Annotated in this window: 17 protein-coding genes; 9 read left to right on the top strand and 8 right to left on the bottom strand. The window is 71.9% G+C overall.

Annotated features, from left to right (window positions below; genetic code table 11):
* Positions 1-35: 35 nt before the first annotated feature.
* The gene (locus P5G50_RS04235) at positions 36-1,622 is read left to right on the top strand and encodes a cation:proton antiporter (protein ID WP_301211892.1); all 1,587 of its coding nucleotides are present in this window, start codon (positions 36-38) and stop codon (positions 1,620-1,622) included.
* Between the two features lie 42 nt (positions 1,623-1,664).
* On the opposite strand, the gene P5G50_RS04230 is transcribed toward P5G50_RS04235, so the two are convergent.
* Positions 1,665-3,143: an LssY C-terminal domain-containing protein gene (locus tag P5G50_RS04230; RefSeq protein WP_301211891.1), complete on the bottom strand. Its 1,479-nt coding sequence runs from the start codon at positions 3,141-3,143 to the stop codon at positions 1,665-1,667.
* A gap of 45 nt (positions 3,144-3,188) precedes the next feature.
* Here P5G50_RS04230 and P5G50_RS04225 point away from each other — a divergent pair, with 45 nt between their 5' ends.
* From P5G50_RS04225 to P5G50_RS04215, 3 genes are all read left to right on the top strand, one after another.
* On the top strand, positions 3,189-3,965 hold the full coding sequence (locus tag P5G50_RS04225; protein WP_301211890.1) for an isocitrate lyase/PEP mutase family protein: 777 nt from the start codon (positions 3,189-3,191) through the stop codon (positions 3,963-3,965).
* Positions 3,966-4,038: 73 nt separating this feature from the next.
* The gene (acuI, locus tag P5G50_RS04220) at positions 4,039-5,064 is read left to right on the top strand and encodes an acrylyl-CoA reductase (NADPH) (protein ID WP_301211889.1); all 1,026 of its coding nucleotides are present in this window, start codon (positions 4,039-4,041) and stop codon (positions 5,062-5,064) included.
* A gap of 28 nt (positions 5,065-5,092) precedes the next feature.
* On the top strand, positions 5,093-5,473 hold the full coding sequence (locus P5G50_RS04215) for a DUF1304 domain-containing protein (RefSeq protein WP_301211888.1): 381 nt from the start codon (positions 5,093-5,095) through the stop codon (positions 5,471-5,473).
* Positions 5,474-5,503: 30 nt separating this feature from the next.
* On the opposite strand, the gene P5G50_RS04210 is transcribed toward P5G50_RS04215, so the two are convergent.
* A complete protein-coding gene (locus P5G50_RS04210; protein ID WP_301211887.1) occupies positions 5,504-5,890 on the bottom strand; it encodes a hypothetical protein in 387 nt (128 codons plus the stop codon).
* Positions 5,891-6,033: 143 nt separating this feature from the next.
* On the opposite strand from P5G50_RS04210, the gene P5G50_RS04205 reads away from it, so the two are divergent.
* From P5G50_RS04205 to P5G50_RS04185, 5 genes are read left to right on the top strand one after another with little or no spacing between them, the layout of a single operon-like run.
* The gene (locus P5G50_RS04205; protein WP_301211886.1) at positions 6,034-7,212 is read left to right on the top strand and encodes an ROK family transcriptional regulator; all 1,179 of its coding nucleotides are present in this window, start codon (positions 6,034-6,036) and stop codon (positions 7,210-7,212) included.
* Complete coding sequence (locus P5G50_RS04200) at positions 7,209-8,315, top strand: substrate-binding domain-containing protein (RefSeq protein ID WP_301211885.1); 1,107 nt, start codon at positions 7,209-7,211, stop codon at positions 8,313-8,315. Before P5G50_RS04205 ends, P5G50_RS04200 begins: the two co-directional genes overlap by 4 nt.
* A gap of 46 nt (positions 8,316-8,361) precedes the next feature.
* On the top strand, positions 8,362-9,210 hold the full coding sequence (locus tag P5G50_RS04195) for an ATP-binding cassette domain-containing protein (protein WP_301211884.1): 849 nt from the start codon (positions 8,362-8,364) through the stop codon (positions 9,208-9,210).
* Entirely contained in the window at positions 9,207-10,451 is a 1,245-nt protein-coding gene (locus P5G50_RS04190; RefSeq protein ID WP_435870830.1) for a sugar ABC transporter permease, read from the top strand. The genes P5G50_RS04195 and P5G50_RS04190 overlap by 4 nt, the downstream gene beginning before the upstream one ends.
* 28 nt (positions 10,452-10,479) lie before the next feature.
* Positions 10,480-10,716: a hypothetical protein gene (locus P5G50_RS04185; RefSeq protein ID WP_301211883.1), complete on the top strand. Its 237-nt coding sequence runs from the start codon at positions 10,480-10,482 to the stop codon at positions 10,714-10,716.
* Positions 10,717-10,726: 10 nt separating this feature from the next.
* Here the strand turns inward: P5G50_RS04185 and hemL are convergent, their stop codons facing one another.
* The 6 genes from hemL to hemQ form a co-directional block, all read right to left on the bottom strand.
* Positions 10,727-12,094, bottom strand: a complete 1,368-nt coding sequence (gene hemL / locus P5G50_RS04180; protein WP_301211882.1) for a glutamate-1-semialdehyde 2,1-aminomutase — start codon at positions 12,092-12,094, stop codon at positions 10,727-10,729.
* On the bottom strand, positions 12,091-13,017 hold the full coding sequence (gene hemB / locus P5G50_RS04175) for a porphobilinogen synthase (RefSeq protein ID WP_435870829.1): 927 nt from the start codon (positions 13,015-13,017) through the stop codon (positions 12,091-12,093). The genes hemL and hemB overlap by 4 nt, the downstream gene beginning before the upstream one ends.
* Positions 13,018-13,202: 185 nt before the next feature.
* A complete protein-coding gene (locus P5G50_RS04170) occupies positions 13,203-13,997 on the bottom strand; it encodes a uroporphyrinogen-III synthase (protein ID WP_301211880.1) in 795 nt (264 codons plus the stop codon).
* Positions 13,994-14,995 (bottom strand): hydroxymethylbilane synthase, encoded by a 1,002-nt coding sequence (hemC, locus tag P5G50_RS04165; RefSeq protein WP_301211879.1) that lies wholly within the window; start codon positions 14,993-14,995, stop codon positions 13,994-13,996. Before hemC ends, P5G50_RS04170 begins: the two co-directional genes overlap by 4 nt.
* Positions 14,992-16,176: a ferrochelatase gene (locus P5G50_RS04160; protein ID WP_301211878.1), complete on the bottom strand. Its 1,185-nt coding sequence runs from the start codon at positions 16,174-16,176 to the stop codon at positions 14,992-14,994. Before P5G50_RS04160 ends, hemC begins: the two co-directional genes overlap by 4 nt.
* A complete protein-coding gene (hemQ, locus tag P5G50_RS04155) occupies positions 16,173-16,904 on the bottom strand; it encodes a hydrogen peroxide-dependent heme synthase (protein ID WP_301211877.1) in 732 nt (243 codons plus the stop codon). Before hemQ ends, P5G50_RS04160 begins: the two co-directional genes overlap by 4 nt.
* Position 16,905: the final 1 nt, after the last annotated feature.

Below are 16,905 nucleotides of genomic sequence, written 5' to 3'. Positions count from 1 at the left end.
GGTGGCGTTTTCGCGTTGCGGCCATCATGAACAGCATGGATCCCGTGCCCACCATCATCTGGATCGTGTCGTTCGTCGTCGTCACGGTCACCGTGACCGGGCTGTCGCGCCGTGTGGGATGGTCGGCGCCCGTGGTGCTGGTCGTCGTCGGCGCCATCGCGTCGTTCGTGCCCGGCGTGCCGCAGGTGGCGCTCGAGCCAGAGGTCGTGCTGTACGGGCTCCTCCCGCCCCTGCTGTTCGCCGCGGCCATCCAGACCTCGATCGTCGACGTGCGGGCGAGGCGCGACGGCATCCTGCTGCTGTCGGTGGGGCTCGTGGCCTTCACCGTCCTGGTCGTGGGGGTCGCGACGTGGCTGGTGGTGCCGGCGATCACACTGGCGGCGGCGTTCGCCTTCGGCGCCGTCGTCGCGCCGACCGACACGGTCGCGGTGACGGCCATCGCGGGCCGCGTGCACCTCCCCCGGCGACTCGTGACGGTCCTCGAGGGTGAGAGCCTGCTGAACGACGCGACCGCTCTCGTGGCGCTGAATGCGAGCATCGCGGCGATCGTGAGCGTCATCAATCCCTGGACCATCGCGGGCGACTTCGTGCTCGCCGTCGTGGTCGGCATCGGCTTCGGCTTCGGCGTCGGCTGGGTGCTGGCGCAGATCCGCAAACGGCTGCGGTCGCCCGTGCTCGACACGTCGCTCGGGCTGGTCACGCCGTACCTCGCCTTCATCCCGTCGCAGCTCCTCCACGGGTCGGGCATCCTGTCGGTCGTCGTGGCGGGGCTGTACCTGGGGTACCGCTCCCCGACCATTCAGACGGCGGAGGCACGGATCGCCGAGACGATCAACTGGAGGACGATCCAGTTCCTGCTCGAGAACGCGGTCTTCCTGTTCATCGGGCTGGAGCTCTCCAGCATCCTCAGCGAGGCGTTCCGATCGGGCATCACGGTGACGCAGACGATCCTGATCAGCCTCGTTGTCGTGGTGGCGCTGTTCCTCGCCCGGTTCGCGTGGATGGTCGGGACGACCGCGCTCTACCGGCATGGACCGAGGAGACTGCGGGAACGCGGATGGAACTGGCCGACCGGCATCGCCGTGTCGTTCGCGGGCATCCGCGGGGTGGTGACCCTCGCGGCGGTGTTCCTGCTGCCGGCGGAGACGCCGCACCGAGAGTTTTTGCAGTTCCTCGCGTTCGTGGTCGTGGTCGTCACGCTGCTGGAGGGGCTGGCGCTGCCGTGGATCATCCGGCGGCTGCGCCTGCCACCGCCGGACTTCGCCCAGGAGGCGAGCGAGATGCAGCGGCTCCTCGCCGAGGCGCAGACCGCGGGGCTCGAGCATCTGGAGTCGCAGGTCACCGGCAACGAGGACGGCCGGGTGCTGGAACGGCTGCGCATCAACGCCGTCTTCCTGTCGGATGCGCTGGAGAACCCGTCGTCGGATCAGGACGAGGACGCTCCGCTCGAGTACCGGCGGCTGCGGCGGTCGATGATCGGTGCGGAACGGCGTGCGGTGCTGGAAGCGCGGGCGGAGGGGCGGTTCCAGGAGCCGGCGGTGCGGTCGGTGCTGGCGTTCCTGGATGCGGAGGAGACGGCGCTGAAGTCCTCCGGGCCCGGTGGGAAGAAGCCGCTCATGTGAGCGGGTGCGGAGCGGGTGGGGACGGCCCCGCGAACCGATCCGCTAGGCGGGCGTCTGCAGGGCCGAGCGGCGCTCGGAGCGAGGGAGGCGGGCCCAGTGGCGTGAGCGTTGGGAGGAGAGGGCCAGCACGATCAGGATGTCCAGCGGGAGGCCGAGGAGGTTGTTCGCGAGGGTGACCTGGGGGCCGCCGTTGAAGTAGTCCACCGCAGTGAACACGATCAGCAGCGCGCTGTACGACATGGAGGCGATACGGGCCCAGTTGCTGCCGCGGAGGACGAGCAGGGCGAGCACGAAGTAGAAGACGAGGCCGGCTCCGAACACGCCCATCGCGATGCCGAAGACGAGATCGACCTGGGAACGGGTGACACCCTCCACCGTGGCCTCGCCCGACTCCAGCACGGCATCGACCCAGTGCCGCCAGTCGATGACCGTCAACGCGATCGTGAGCACGCCGGCCAGGATGCGGAGCAGGATCAGGAGGAAGCCCAGGGTCGTCGGCACCGGGCGGCGGCGATCGCGGGCGACCCGGCGGGCGTCGGCGTCGGCGGCGACGCCGCGGTCCCGGGCGTCGGTCGCGACCGCGCGGAGGTCGAGGATGGGCAGGTCGCCATCCGTCTCGATGCTGTCGCCGCCACCGTTGCGGGCGTGATAGCCGGTCGAGAAATCGCGGATGACTGACACCTCCACGCCCACGTCCGCCTGGCGCAGGGTCGAGACGATGTGATCGCGTTCGATGTCGGTGTCGGCGTCGATCTTGTGGGTGATCTGCAGGGTGAACAGGGAGAACCCCACCGCTCGGTCGAACGTGCCCGCGGCGAGCCAGTCGACGTGGTGGCCTCCCGGCAGCAGCCAGCCGTCGGGGCAGCGCCAGAAGCGGACATGGTGGCGCTTCGCCGGGTTGCCGCGGACCTCCTGCTGATACGCGGCGTCCTGCTGGTGGCCGAACAGGAAGAGCGGGCTCACGGGCGCCTCGTCGTAACTCCGCCGGAATAGCGTGGAGGTGATGATGCGGCGACTGGAGGCGGCGGTCACGTCGTCGGCACGCGTCCAGCCGGCGGCGCGCATGGCGTCCTCGAGCTGCGCCTCCGAGCCCAGGGCGGCGAGATTGATCGGGTCGCCGAGCAGGCCGTCGCTGGTGCGGGCGCGGCCGATGAAATAGTCGGGCACGTAGATCTCGGTGAGGATGCGATGGAGGCGCGGCAGCACCAGATACGCGAGGACCACCCAGAAGAGCACGAAGAACAGGATGAGGAACCAGCCCCACGAGAAGCTCTCGGTCACGATGATCCACGCCAGCCACACGGCCGCGACGCCGCCGAAGACGAAGAACGCGTAGTCGAGCACCGCGCTCAGCGAGAAGCGGCGTGCGGTCGCCGAGCGCGTCTTCGGGACATCGCGCGGCTCAGCCGGGGCGGTCGCTTCCGCTGCGGGGAGCGCCGCGCCGACATCGCGCGGCTCAGCACCGTCGCGCCGCGCCGCAGCGTCGGCGGCGCGATCCCCGACCTCCCGCGGTTCGGCCATGCGGCCATCCTAGAGTCGGCCCCGCCTCCGCCGTATCGTGGGCGCATGACGACGATCCAGGAACGCGGCGCCGAGCTGCGACGACTTCACGACGCTCCCGAGCTGCTCCAGGTTGTCAACGTCTGGGATGCGATCAGCGCGAAGGTCGTGGCCGAGCTGCCCGACACGCGCGCGCTCGCGACGGCCAGCCACTCCATCGCCGCCACGCTCGGCTACGAGGACGGCGAGAAGATCCCGCTCGACCTGATGCTCGACATGGTGGGGCGCATCGTCGCGGCCACCGAGCTGCCCGTCAGTGCCGACCTCGAGGGCGGTTACGGCGACGCGGGTGAGACGATCCGCCGGGCGGTGGGTGTCGGTGTGGTCGGCGCGAACCTCGAGGACCAGATGCGGCCGTTCGAGGACGCGGTCGCGAACGTCCGCGCGGCGATCCAGGCGGCAGAGGCGGAGGGCGTGCCCTTCGCGCTCAACGCGCGCACCGACGTGTTCGTGCGCAACGCCTTCCCGACCGACGACGAGAAGATCGAGGAGGCCGTGCGGCGCGGTCGTGCGTTCCTCGACGAAGGCGCGACCTGCGTGTTCGTGCCCGGACTGCTGGACGAGCGCACGGTGGAGCGGCTCGTCGCGGGCCTCGGCGCACGCAAGCTCAGCGTCATCGCGGTACCGAACTCGCTCGCGCCCGCGCGACTGCACGAACTCGGGGTGGCTCGCGTCTCGTACGGCCCGTGGACGCAGCGGATCGCACTGACCGCCCTGCAGGACGCGGCGATCGCGCTCTACGCCGGCGAGCACCTGCCGCAGGGCGTGCGTCCGCTCAACTGAGACGAAGCGACCAGCCCCGCAGCAGCGCACCGCAACGGACCGCCGCGAGCAGCCCCCGCGTAGGGTGTGACCCATGAGTGACTTCCGGGCCATCGTGATCGAGCAGCGGACCGAGGGCGGGAAGGTCCTCGAGCACAGCGCGGAGGTGAGGACGGTCGGCGACGACCTCCTCATGCCCGGTGACGTCACCATCGACGTCGAGTTCAGCGACCTCAACTACAAGGACGGGCTCGCCATCGCCGGGCGGCCCGGGGTCGCCCGCGTCTCGCCCCTCGTTCCCGGGATCGACCTGGTCGGCACCGTGGCGACGTCGGAGGATCCGCGGTGGCGGGAGGGTGACCGGGTCGTCCTCAACGGCGACGGCATCGGCGAGCGCCACCACGGCGGACTCGCCGAGCGCGCACGCGTGAGGGGTGACGCACTCGTGGGGGTGCCCGACACGCTCACGAGCGAGCAGGCCGCCGCGATCGGCACGGCCGGCTTCACGGCCATGCTGGCGGTACTGGCACTGGAGCGCAACGGTGTCGACCCGGAGGAGGTGCGCACCTCCGGCAGCAGCGTCCTCGTCACGGGAGCGGCGGGAGGCGTCGGCTCGGTGGCCGTCGCCCTGCTGGCGCGCCTCGGCTACCCCGTCACCGCCTCCACCGGCCGCGTCGAGGAGCAGCGCGACTACCTCACCGACCTCGGCGCGAGCGAGATCATCGACCGGTCCGAGCTCTCCGAGGCCGGCGGCAAGCCGTTGCAGAGCCAGCGCTGGGCCGGAGTGATCGACTCGGTCGGCAGCCACACGCTCGCCAACGCGCTGGCGCAGACCCGCTACGGCGGCACCGTCGCGGCGTGCGGCCTCGCACAGGGCGCGGACCTCCCGGCGACCGTCATGCCGTTCATCCTGCGCGCGGTGACCCTCGCCGGCATCAACTCGGTGGAGGCTCCGGCCGCCCTGCGTGACACCGCGTGGCGCCGCCTGGCCACCGACCTCGACGAGGAGGCGCTCGCCGCGATGACCTCGTTCATCACGCTCGGCGAGGCGATCGCCACCGCGGAGGAGCTGCTGGCCGGACGGCTGCGCGGCCGGACGGTCGTCGCCGTTCGCGCGTGAGAACGCCGGCCACCCGTATGCTGGCCGCATGATCGTCCTCGCCACCGTCGTGGTCACGCTCGCCGCGGCCCTCCACGTCGCGATCTTCTTCATGGAGAGCGTCGCCTGGACGAGGCCGGCGGTGTGGCGCCGCTTCGGGGTCGCCGACCAGGCGGCCGCCGACACCACCCGGCCGATGGCCTACAACCAGGGGTTCTACAACCTGTTCCTGGCGGCCGGCGCGGTGCTCGGGCTGATCCTGTACGGCGTCGGGATGCAGGAGGCCGGGCTCGCGCTCATCCTGTTCACGACGGCCAGCATGGTGCTCGCCGCGGTGGTGCTGGTGACGACCGGGCGCGGGTACTGGCGCGCGGCGCTGATCCAGGGCACGCTGCCACTGATCGGCTTCGTGCTGATGCTGCTCGCCTGACGGGCACCGCTCAGAGGAGGCGCGGAGAGGTCACTCGATGATCTCCCCGTCGGCCGGGATCTCGCTCACGTCGACGCGCAGCGCCTCCACGAGCTTCGCGGCGTGCGGTGTCGAGACGATCACGCGGCTGTACTCCTCGCCGTCGAGGTCGACCACGACCGCGGCGCGCTGCTTGCCCTTGATCAGCAGGAAGTCCTTGCCGCCGTGGAACTTCCACGTGCCGACCGAGAGCGTCAGCGGAACGGCGGCGCCGGGGGCGCGGATGCCGCGGATCCAGATCCACGGATCCTCGGTGATGGCGACCGACCGGATGCTCTCGCGCGGGATGACCAGGTCCTCCCGCTTGAGGGACAGCACCTTCTCGGCCCGCGTGAGGTGGATCTCCAGGCGGTCGGGGTGAACGTGCAGGTCGGCCATAGCTCTATCCTGCCAACCCACCTGCCGCTGCGGGGCTGCCGAACCTCACAAAGCCATAACCCTTCGGTTGGAACGCGCCGGAGACGCCGCGTGGGCGGTACACCCCGGCGAACTCCCCGGTCGTGCGCGATATCCTTCTCCTCGTGGCAGCTCAACGGCGGACTCCCGGGTCGCAGACTTCGCTCCGCGAAGCCAACCGGGCACGGATCGTCGACGCCATCAAGAAGTACGGCGGCCTGACCCAGGTCGAGCTGGCGGGCGCCACCGGTCTGTCGCCGGCGACCGTCTCCAACATCGTCAAGGAGCTCTCGACCTCCGGCGTGCTGAACACGTCGCACAGCATCCGCAGTGGGAGGCGCGCGCAGCACGTCACGCTGGCGCACGCCCTCGGACTCGTCGTGGGTGTGCACTTCTCGCAACGGCACCTGCGCGTCGCGCTCTCCGACGTCGCCAACACCGTCGTCGCCGAGAACCACATGCCGCTCGCGCGCGACCACCGGGCCGACAACGAGCTCGACAAGGTGGCGATGCTGCTGACCGACATGCTCGACTCGGTCGACGCCTCGCGCGAGGAGATCCTCGCGGTCGGCCTCGCCATCCCTGCGCCCATCGACCGCTCGACCGGCACGATCGCGCGCAGCGGGATCATGCGCGGCTGGGACGGCGTCGTGATCGCCGACTCGCTGGAGCGCCGCATCCGCAGGCCCGTCCACGTCGACAACGCGGCCAACCTCGCCGCGCTCGCGGAGTCGCGCTTCGGCGCCGGGCGCGGGCGCCGCACCACCGTCACGCTCGACGTCGGCGACGGCATCGGCGCCGGCCTCATCCTCGGCGGGCAGGTGTTCCGGGGCACGAACGGCGTCGCCGGCGAGTTCGGGCACACCACCATCCGCGAGAACGGCCCCATCTGCCGCTGCGGCAACCGCGGCTGCCTGGAGGCCATCGCCGGCGGCCCCGCGATCCTCGACGACCTCCGGGACCACCTCGGCAGCCTGAAGCTGGGCGACGTGGTCATCCAGGCGATGGCCGGAGACGCGCGCTGCATCCGCGCGATCGGCGACGCCGGCAACCACATCGGCATCGCGGCTGCGAACCTCTGCAACGTGCTCGACCCGGAGCGCATCATCGTCGGCGGCGAGCTGGCGCGCGCGGGCGAGCTCCTGCTCGGCCCGCTGCGTCACGCCCTCGAGCGCGGCGTGATCATCGACCAGGAGGTCCTCCCCGACGTCGTCCAGGCCCAGCTCGGCACGCGCGCGGCGACGCTCGGCGCGGTGGCGTACGCGATCGACATGGCGAACGTCACGCCGGAAGGCGTGCTGTGAAGCGCTTCGCCCGCGCGATCGCCACGGCGGCCGTCACGCTCTCGCTCGTCGCGCTCACCGCCTGCTCGAACGCGGCGGACGGCACCGACGTCACCAAGGGCGATCCGGCGACGGCGCGCATCGGCCTCCTGCTCCCCGACTCCGTCACCGCGCGGTACGAGGCCGCCGACCGCCCGTTCTTCGAGCACAAGATCGACAAGCTCTGCCCCGACTGCACCGTGCTCTACGCCAACGCCGACGCCGACGCGGCCAAGCAGCAGCAGCAGGCGGAGTCGATGCTGACCCAGGGCGTGAGCGTGCTGGTGCTGGCGCCCACCGACAGCCGGGCCGCCGCCTCCATCGTCGCTCAGGCTGCGGCGCGCAAGGTGTCCGTCATCTCCTACGACCGCCTGATCGACAGCGACAAGGTCGACTACTACGTGTCCTTCGACAACGAGAAGGTCGGCCGCCTGCAGGCCCAGGCGCTGGTGGACCGGCTGCGCCAGGAGTCGGTGCCCGACGACGCCGGCATCCTGATGGTCAACGGCTCCCCCACCGACAACAACACCTCCCTGTTCAAGAAGGGTGCGCACAGCGTGTTCGACACGAGCGGGTACCGCATCCTCGCCGAGTACGACACGCCCTCGTGGGACCCGGCCAAGGCGCAGGACTGGGTGAGCGGCCAGATCACGCAGTACGGCGACCGCATCCGCGGCGTCTACGCGGCCAACGACGCGACGGCCGGAGGCGCGGTCGCGGCCCTCAAGGCGGCAGACGTCTCCCCTCTTCCGCCGGTGATCGGGCAGGACGCCGAGCTCGCGGGCATCCAGCGCATCCTCGCCGGAGACCAGTACATGACCGTCTACAAGGCGATCCAGCCGGAGGCCGAGCGTGCGGCCGAGTTGGCGATCGCGCTCACCAAGGGGCAGCATCCCCCTGCTGCAACCGAGGTGAAGACGTCGACCGGTGCCGCCATCCCGTCGTTCCTGCTCGACCCCGTGCCGGTGACCGCCGACCGGATCGAGGCGACCGTGGTGGCCGACGATTTCTACGGGCCGCGTACCGTGGCGGACATCTGCACCCCCGCCTACCGGGCGGCCTGCGCGGAGCACGGCATCCGATGACCGCGTGCCCCCGCCACACCGACCGAGCGCTCAGAAGGAGCACCCTGTGACGATCGAACCGCCGCTCGAGCGGGCCCGCCCGCCCCGGACGCCGGTACTGTCGCTGCGTGACGTCTCCAAGGGCTTCGGCGCCGTGCGCGCCCTCACCGACGTGCACCTCGATGTGCATCCAGGGGAGGTCGTGGCCCTGGTCGGCGACAACGGCGCCGGCAAGTCGACGCTCGCCAAGATCCTGGCCGGGGTGCACCCGCCCGACTCGGGCAGCATCCTGTTCGACGGCCAGAAGGTGTCCATCCCCTCCCCCGCCGCCTCGCGCGAACTCGGCATCGCGACCGTCTTCCAGGACCTCGCGCTCTGCGACAACCTCGACGTGGTCGCCAACCTGTTCCTGGGCCGCGAGATCGGTCGCGGCGCGCTCGACGAGGAGGAGATGGAGAAGCGGGCGTGGAGCCTGCTGCGGCAGCTGTCGGCGCGCATCCCCTCGGTCCGTGTGGCCGTCGCGTCGCTGTCGGGCGGCCAGCGGCAGACCGTCGCCATCGCGCGCTCGCTCGTCGGCGACCCGCGCATCGTGATCCTCGACGAGCCCACCGCCGCCCTCGGCGTCGCGCAGTCGGCCGAGGTGCTGAACCTCATCGAGCGGCTGCGCGAGCACGGGCTCGGCATCATCCTGATCAGCCACAACATGGCCGACGTGCAGGCGGTCGCCGACCGGATCGTGGTGCTGCGGCTCGGGAGGAACAACGGCGACTTCCTCGCCGCCGACGTGAGCTACGAGGACATCATCTCGGCGATCACCGGCGCCACCGAGAACGTGCTGGTGCACCGCCCCGAGCGGGCAGGACGCCACACGGTCTCCCGCGAGGCCGCACCCGACGAGGAAGGCGACCTGCTGTGAGCCGCGTCACCGACACCGTCCCCGCCGGCGCCCGCCCGCTGCCCGGCGAGGAGGACGAGGGCATCGCCGGCGCGGTGCGCGCCTTCGGTTACCGCGTGCGCGGCGGCGACCTCGGCTCCCTCCCGGTCGTCGTCGGCCTGGCGGTGATCTGGGCGGTGTTCCAGGTACTGAACCCGAGCTTCCTCAGCGCCAACAACCTCGTGAACCTCACGTTGCAGTGCGCGGCCATCGGGACCATCTCGATCGGCGTGGTGCTCGTGCTGCTGCTCGGGCAGATCGACCTCTCTGTGGGATCGGTGAGCGGCGTCGCCGCGGCGATCCTCGGGGTCGGGTTCACGCAGCTCCACTGGCCGCTGGCCGTGACCGTGATCGCGGCCATCCTCTCTGGGGCGGTCATCGGGCTGCTCTACGGGCTGCTGTTCACCCGGTTCGGCGTGCCGAGCTTCATCATCACGCTGGCCGGGTTGCTCGGCTTCCTCGGCCTCCAACTCTGGATCCTCGGGCCGAACAGCTCGATCAACATCCCGTTCGACTCGTGGATCGTGCAGTTCGCGCAGCAGACGTTCCTGCCGCCGTGGGCCGCGTACGCGCTCGCGGTGCTCGGAGCGTTCGGGATGTTCTGGACCGACTGGAGGCGCAACGCGCGCCGCCGCCGCGCCGGGCTCTCCGAGGGCTCGATGGCGCTCGTCCTGATCAAGTCCGGGCTGCTGCTCGTGGGTCTCTGCCTGAGCGCGTGGTACCTCTCGACCGACCGCGGCACCGGCGCGATGTTCGTGTTCTTCGTGGTGCTCGTCGTCGTCATGAACTACCTGCTGACCCGGACGCGCTGGGGCCGTTCCGTGTACGCGGTCGGAGGCTCGGTGGAGGCGGCGCGCCGGGCGGGCGTGCGCGTGAACCGCGTCTTCATCAGCGTCTTCGTGCTCTGCTCGACGTTCGCGGCGGTCGGCGGGCTGCTCGCCGCGGCGCGGCTGGCGTCGGTCGGCGCCGGCTCGGGAGGGACCGACACGAACCTCAACGCCATCGCGGCGGCCGTCATCGGTGGCACCAGCCTGTTCGGCGGCCGGGGATCGGCGTGGTCGGCGCTGCTCGGCATCCTCGTGATCCAGTCGATCTCGAACGGGCTCACGCTGCTGAACCTCGACTCGTCGTTCCGGTTCATGATCACGGGCGCCGTGTTGCTGCTCGCCGTGATCATCGACTCGGTGTCGCGGCGCTCGCGCGCCTCACACGGCCAAGCATGATCGGCGCCGACGTGATTGGCTGGAACGCGTGACGCGTACCACCACCTTCCACGCCCGCCTGCTGCGCGAGGGCGCCGAGCCGCGGACGGTGACGGTGCGCGCCTCCTCCGACTCGCCTCCGCGCACCCTGCGCAGGGCGGCGGGAGGCGGCGGCACGCTGACGTTCGACGTGTACGCGCTGCTCGACGCCGACGGCTGGCCGGAGTCGGCGACCTACACGTACGTGGAGTCGCTCAGCCGCGAACCCTCCGCCTCGGACGAATAACCCGCGGGGGTTACTCGGGGCGGGCGGCCGCCGCGGCGCGTGCGGCGGCGGGGAGCGCCTCCAGGATGCGGGAGACCGCCGCGTCGTCGTGGGCGGCCGTGACGAACCACGCCTCGAAGACGCTCGGCGGCAGGGAGACGCCCGCGTCGAGCATCGCGTGGAACAGCGCCCGGTAGCGGAACGCCTCCTGCGTCTGCACCTCCGCGTACGTGCGCGGCGCGGCGGCGAAGTCGCCGAAGACGAAGCTGAACAGGTTGCCGGCGCGCTGCACCCGGTGGGCGACGCCCTCCGCCGACAGCGCGTTGGAAACGGCCGACGACACGGTCTCGGCGACGACGTCGAGACGGTCGTAGACCGCTTCGTCGGCGAGCTGGAGGGTCGTCAGGCCGGCCGCGACCGCGAGCGGATTCCCGGAGAGGGTCCCCGCCTGGTAAACGGGACCGGTCGGCGCGAGGTAGTCCATCAGCTCGGCCCGACCGCCGAGGGCCGCGAGCGGCATCCCGCCACCGACGACCTTGCCGAACGTCACCAGGTCGGGCGTGTAGCCGCGGTCGAGGCCCCAGTACCCGGCCTCGCTCACGCGGAAGCCGGTGAGCACCTCGTCGAGGATGAGCAGCGCGCCGAACTCGTGCGCGATGTCGGCGAGTGCGGCGTTGAAGCCCTCGTCCGGCGGCACGACTCCCATGTTCGCGGCAGCGGCCTCGGTGATCACGGCCGCGATGTCGGGGCCGTTCTGCTCGAAGGCGGCGCGCACGGCGTCGAGGTCGTTGTACGGCAGCACGAGCGTCTGGGCGGCGGTCGCCTCGGTGACCCCGGCGGAACCGGGGAGGGACAGCGTCGCGAGCCCCGAACCGGCCTCGGCGAGGAGGCTGTCCGAGTGGCCGTGGTAGTGGCCGGCGAACTTGATCAGCAGCGGGCGGCCGGTGAAGCCGCGGGCCAGCCGGATGGCGGTCATCGTGGCCTCGGTGCCGGTGGAGACCAGGCGCAGCTTCTCGAGGAACGGCAGGCGCGCGAGCACGGCCTCCGCCAGCTCGGTCTCAGCCGGGGTGGAGGCGCCGAACGACAGGCCGTTCGCCGCGGTGCGCTGCACGGCCTCCACCACCGCCGGGTGGGCGTGACCGAGGATTGCCGGACCCCACGACGCGACGAGGTCGACGTACTCGCGGCCCTGCGCGTCGGTGATGTAGGGCCCGCGGGCCGAGACCATGAAGCGGGGCGTGCCGCCGACCGAGCGGAAGGCGCGCACCGGCGAGTTCACGCCGCCGGGGATGACGCGCTGGGCCCGCTCGAACTGGGCGAGGTTGACGTCGCCGATGGCCGCGCCGTCGGCGATCGCGCCCGCCTCGGAGTTCGGCCCGGTGTTCTGCGCGGCGCTCATCGCAGCCACCCCGCGACCTCGGTGGCCCAGTAGGTCATGACGGCATCGGCTCCGGCGCGGCGCGCGGCGACAAGGGTCTCCTCGATGATGCGGTCGCGGTCGATCCAGCCGTTGGCGGCAGCGGCCTCCACCATCGCGTACTCGCCGGAGACCTGGTACGCCCAGACCGGCACGTCGCTGAGCTGCGCGACGTCGCTCAGCACGTCGAGGTAGCTGAGGGCCGGCTTCACCATGAGGATGTCGGCGCCCTCGTCGAGGTCGAGGCGCGCCTCGCGCAGGCCCTCGCGGCGGTTGGCCGGGTCCTGCTGGTAGGCGCGGCGGTCGCCGGAGAGCTGCGAGTCGACGGCCTCGCGGAAGGGGCCGTAGAAGCCGGAGGCGTACTTCGCCGCGTAGGCGAGGATGACGATGTCGGTGAAGCCGTTGGCGTCGAGCGTGTCGCGCACGGCCGCGACCTGGCCGTCCATCATGCCGCTGAGGCCGAGGAGCTGGGAGCCGGCGCGGGCCTGCGCGAGCGCCATCTCCTGGTAGCGGACGAGGGTGGCGTCGTTGTCGACGTGGCCGCGTGCGTCGAGGACGCCGCAGTGGCCGTGGTCGGTGAACTCGTCGAGGCAGAGGTCGGTCTGCACGACGAGCGCGTCTCCGACCTCGTCCGCGAGCGCGCGCGTCGCGACGTTGAGGATGCCCTCGGGATCGGTCGCGGCGCTGCCGACGGCGTCGCGCGTCTCGGGCACGCCGAACAGCATCACGCCGCCGACGCCCGCCTCGGCGGCCTCGGTGGCGGCGCGCTTCAGCGAGTCGAGCGAGTGCTGCACGACGCCCGGCATGGAGGCGATCGGCTGCGGCTCGGAGGCGCCCTCGCGGACGAACATCGGGAGGATCAGCTCAGCCGGGTGCAGCCGGGTCTCGGCTGTCAGACGACGCATGGCGGGAGACTGCCGGAGCCGCCGCGGCCGGATGACGGGATGGAACTCACTCACTCGCCCCAGCCTACGCCCGCGCGCCTGGGTGCCTGCTCGACCCGGAAGCGACTGTCGAGTACGCAGATTCTCCGCGTACTCGCGTGTTTCCGGGCGAATTCGCGCGTACTCGGCGGTTTCAGGCGCGGGGATCAGGAGGGGGTGCGGGAGGCGGCGGCCGCGACGACCGCGTCGATGAGGGAGGGGGCGGTGCGCTCCTCGGCGATCACGTCGACGCGCAGGCCCAGGTCGCGGGCGTCGCGCGCGGTCTGCGGGCCGATCGCCGCGACCAGGGTCGACTCGGGCACCGGGCCGAGCTGCTGCTGCACCTGCTGCGCCACCGAACCGCTGGTGACGAGGATGGCCTGCACCAGACCGTCGCGCACGTCGCTGACGACGTTCTCCGGCACCGGCACGCCGATGGTGCGGTACGCGACCACCGACTCCACCTCGTGCCCGATACGGCGGAGCCCCTCGGTGAGGAGGGGCTTGGCGATCTCGGAGCGGAGGGTCAGCACGCGCAGGGGCACGACGCCCTGGGTGGCGGCCTCCCACTCGGCGAGCAGGCCGCGGGCGGAGTTGTCCTCCGACGGCACCAGGTCGACCTTGTACCCGGCGGCGGCGAGGGCGGCGGCGGTGGTCTCGCCGACCGCCGCGACCCGGGTCGAGGGTGGGACGACGGCCCGCTGCGCGCTCAGCACGTCGACTGTGGTGGCGCTCGTCACGGTCATCCAGTCGAACTCGCCGGCGGCCAGCCGCTCCAGCGCGCCCTCGAGGGCGGGGGCGTCGGCGGTCGGCGCGAAGTTGATCATCGGCGCGACGATCGGCGATGCGCCCTTCGACCGCAGGTCGGCCGCGACCGAGTCGCCCCACGGGCCGCCGCGCGGCACGAGCACCCGCCAGCCGGCGAGCGGCTTCGGAGAGGCGGAGGTGGAGGCGGTGGTCATCGCGTGCTCCCCAGCGGCGCCAGGTCGGCGGCCCCCGCGCCGAGCAGTTCGGACACCACGCGCGCACCCACGTCGCGTGCTGCCTCGTCCAGGTGGTGCGCGGCCAGCGAGTCCGGGGTGGCCGCGTGGGAGGCGGTCAGCCGCTCGGAGCCGTCGGGCCGGTAGACCGACGCGGTCAAGAACAGCAGGCCGTCATCGACGAGGGCGGATGCCGCGATCGGAGCGGCGCATCCCGCCTCCAGCCCGGCCAGCACCTCGCGCTCGGCGGTGATGCATGCGTGAGTCGTCACGTGGTCGACGGTCGACAGCGCGCGGGCGATCGGGCCGCGGCCCTTCTCGTCGCCCTCGCGGACCTCCAGCGCCAGAGCACCCTGGCCCGGAGCCGTCGGCACCTGCGAGAGCGGGAAGTAGTCGGTGACGGCGTCGAGCCGGCCCAGCCGGCCCAGCCCTGCCGCGGCCAGCACGACCGCGTCGAGGTCGCCCTCGGCCACGCGGCCCAGTCGGGTGTCGACGTTGCCGCGGATGTCGACGATGTCGAGATCGGGGCGGAGGCTCTTGAGCTGCGCGACCCGGCGCGGCGAGCCCGTCCCGACGCGCGCACCGTCGGGCAGCGCGTCGAGGGTCAGGCCGTCGCGCGCGCACAGCGTGTCGCGGGCGTCGGCGCGCTTGGGCACGGCACCGATGACGAGACCGGGGGCCTTCGCCGTCGGGAGGTCCTTGAGGGAGTGCACGATGATGTCGACCTCGTCCACCCGCAGCGCGTCGCGGAGCGCGGTGGCGAACACACCGGTGCCGCCGAGCTCCGAGAGCGACTCGCGGGAGGTGTCGCCGTGCGTGGTGACCGTGACCAGCTCCACGTCCACGCCGGTGGCGCGCGCGATCGCCTCGGCGACGGCGGTCGTCTGCGCGACGGCGAGCGCGCTGCCGCGGGTCCCGACCCGCAGCACGCCCTCGCGGCGCTCGACCGGGCCGGCCGCCCGGGTCACGGTCCCGCTCACGGCGCCAGCCCCGCAGCGGCGGGCTTGAAGCCGAGGCGCACGTTCTCGCAGCAGCCGGGCCGGCAGACGTCGTACCAGGGGCCGAGCTCGGTCATGGCCGGGCGCTGGTCGACCGGGACGCCGTCGCGGCGCTCGAGCACCAGGTCGACGAGGCCCTTGACGTACTTCGCGTGGGTGCCGGGGGTGGGAACGCGGATGGCGATCAGGCCGTTCTCCTCGCTCGTCTCCATCGCCTCGTTGTCGAGGTCCCAGAGCACCTCCATGTGGTCGCTCACGAAGCCGAGCGGCACGATGATCACGGCCTTGTAGCCGGCGGCGGGGAGCTCGGCGATGCGGTCGTTGATGTCGGGCTCGAGCCACGGCATCGAGGGAGGGCCGGAGCGCGACTGGTAGACGAGGTCCCACTCGACGACGCCGCCGGTGGCGGCCTGCGAGACGACCTCGGCGACCGCGAGGTGCTGGGCCGCGTACGCGCCGCCCTCGCCGAAGCCGCGCTCGGCCGGGCCGGACTTGGCGGCATCGGACGACGGGATCGAGTGCGTCGAGTAGAGGATGCGCACGTCCTTCGCCGGGTCGAGGCCCGGGATGCGCTCCTTCAGCTGCTCGACCGCGTCCTTCACGCCCTCGATGAACGGCTCGACGAAGCCGGGGTGGTCGAAGAACTGGCGGACCTTGTCGATCGCGATGGTGCCCTCGAGCCCGGTCTCCTCCAGCACGCGGGCGAAATCCTCGCGGTACTGGCGGCAGCTCGAGTACGACGAGTAGGCGCTCGTCGCGATGGCGATCAGCTTGCTGAAGCCGCGCTCCTGCGCGTCGCGGAGGGCGTCCTCCAGGTACGGGTCCCAGTTGCGGTTGCCCCACAGCACGGGCAGGTCGATGCCGCGGGAGGCGAGCTCGGCCTCCAGCGCCGCCTTCAGCTCGCGGTTCTGGTCGTTGATCGGGCTCACGCCGCCGAAGTGGCGGTAGTGGTGCGCGACCTCCTCCAGCCGCTCCTCGGGGATGCCGCGGCCGCGGGTGACGTTGCGCAGGAACGGGATGACGTCGTCCTGCCCCTCCGGGCCGCCGAAGCCGGCGAGCAGGATCGCGTCGTACGCGACCGGCTCGGTGACGTGCTCCGGGCCGGAGGCGGCGGCCGGCGTCGCGCCGAGCACGCGCTGAGCCGTGGTGTCGACGTCGGTCACTGGAGCACCTCCACGAGTTCGGCCGGCTCGATGCGGCGGCCGGTGAAGAACGGGACCTCCTCGCGCACGTGGCGGCGCGCGTCGGTCTGGCGCAGGTCGCGCATCAGGTCGACGAGGTCGAGCAGCTCGTCCGACTCCAGCGGAAGGATCCACTCGTAGTCGCCGAGGGCGAACGACGCGACGGTGTTCGCCAGCACCGAGCGGAATGCGGCGCCCTTGCGGCCGTGCTCGGCCAGCATCCGGCCGCGCTCCTCGTCGGGCAGCAGGTACCACTCGTAGCTGCGCACGAACGGGTACACGGTGAGCCAGTTCTTCGGCTCCTTGCCACGGAGGAAGCCGGGCACGTGCGCCTTGTTGAACTCGGCATCGCGGTGCACGCCCATCGCGTTCCAGGTCGGGAGCAGCGCCTTCAGGAGGCGGGTGCGGCGCAGCTGGCGGAGGCCCCACTGCAGCGCTTCGGCCTGGGGTCCGTGCAGCCAGATCATGACGTCGGCGTCGGCTCGCAGGCCGGAGACGTCGTACAGGCCGCGGGTGGTCACACCCTGCAGCTCGATGTCGGCGATGACGCCCTCGAGTTCGGAGACCGCCTTGGGCACGTCGGTGCCGTCGAGGTCGTCCGGTCGGGCGGGGTCACGGCGGAGCACCGCCCAGAGGGCGAAGCCGGTCGGAGTGTCGGGTGTTTCAGCGGGGGTGGTCGACTCTGCCGGTACGGCAGCCGGGGTACTCATA

It is taken from the genome of Leifsonia williamsii (genome assembly GCF_030433685.1).
GTDB classification, from domain to species: Bacteria; Actinomycetota; Actinomycetes; order Actinomycetales; family Microbacteriaceae; genus Leifsonia; species Leifsonia williamsii.
Note: the sequence above shows the minus strand (reverse complement) of the source record. Positions and strands in the feature narration are given on the sequence as shown.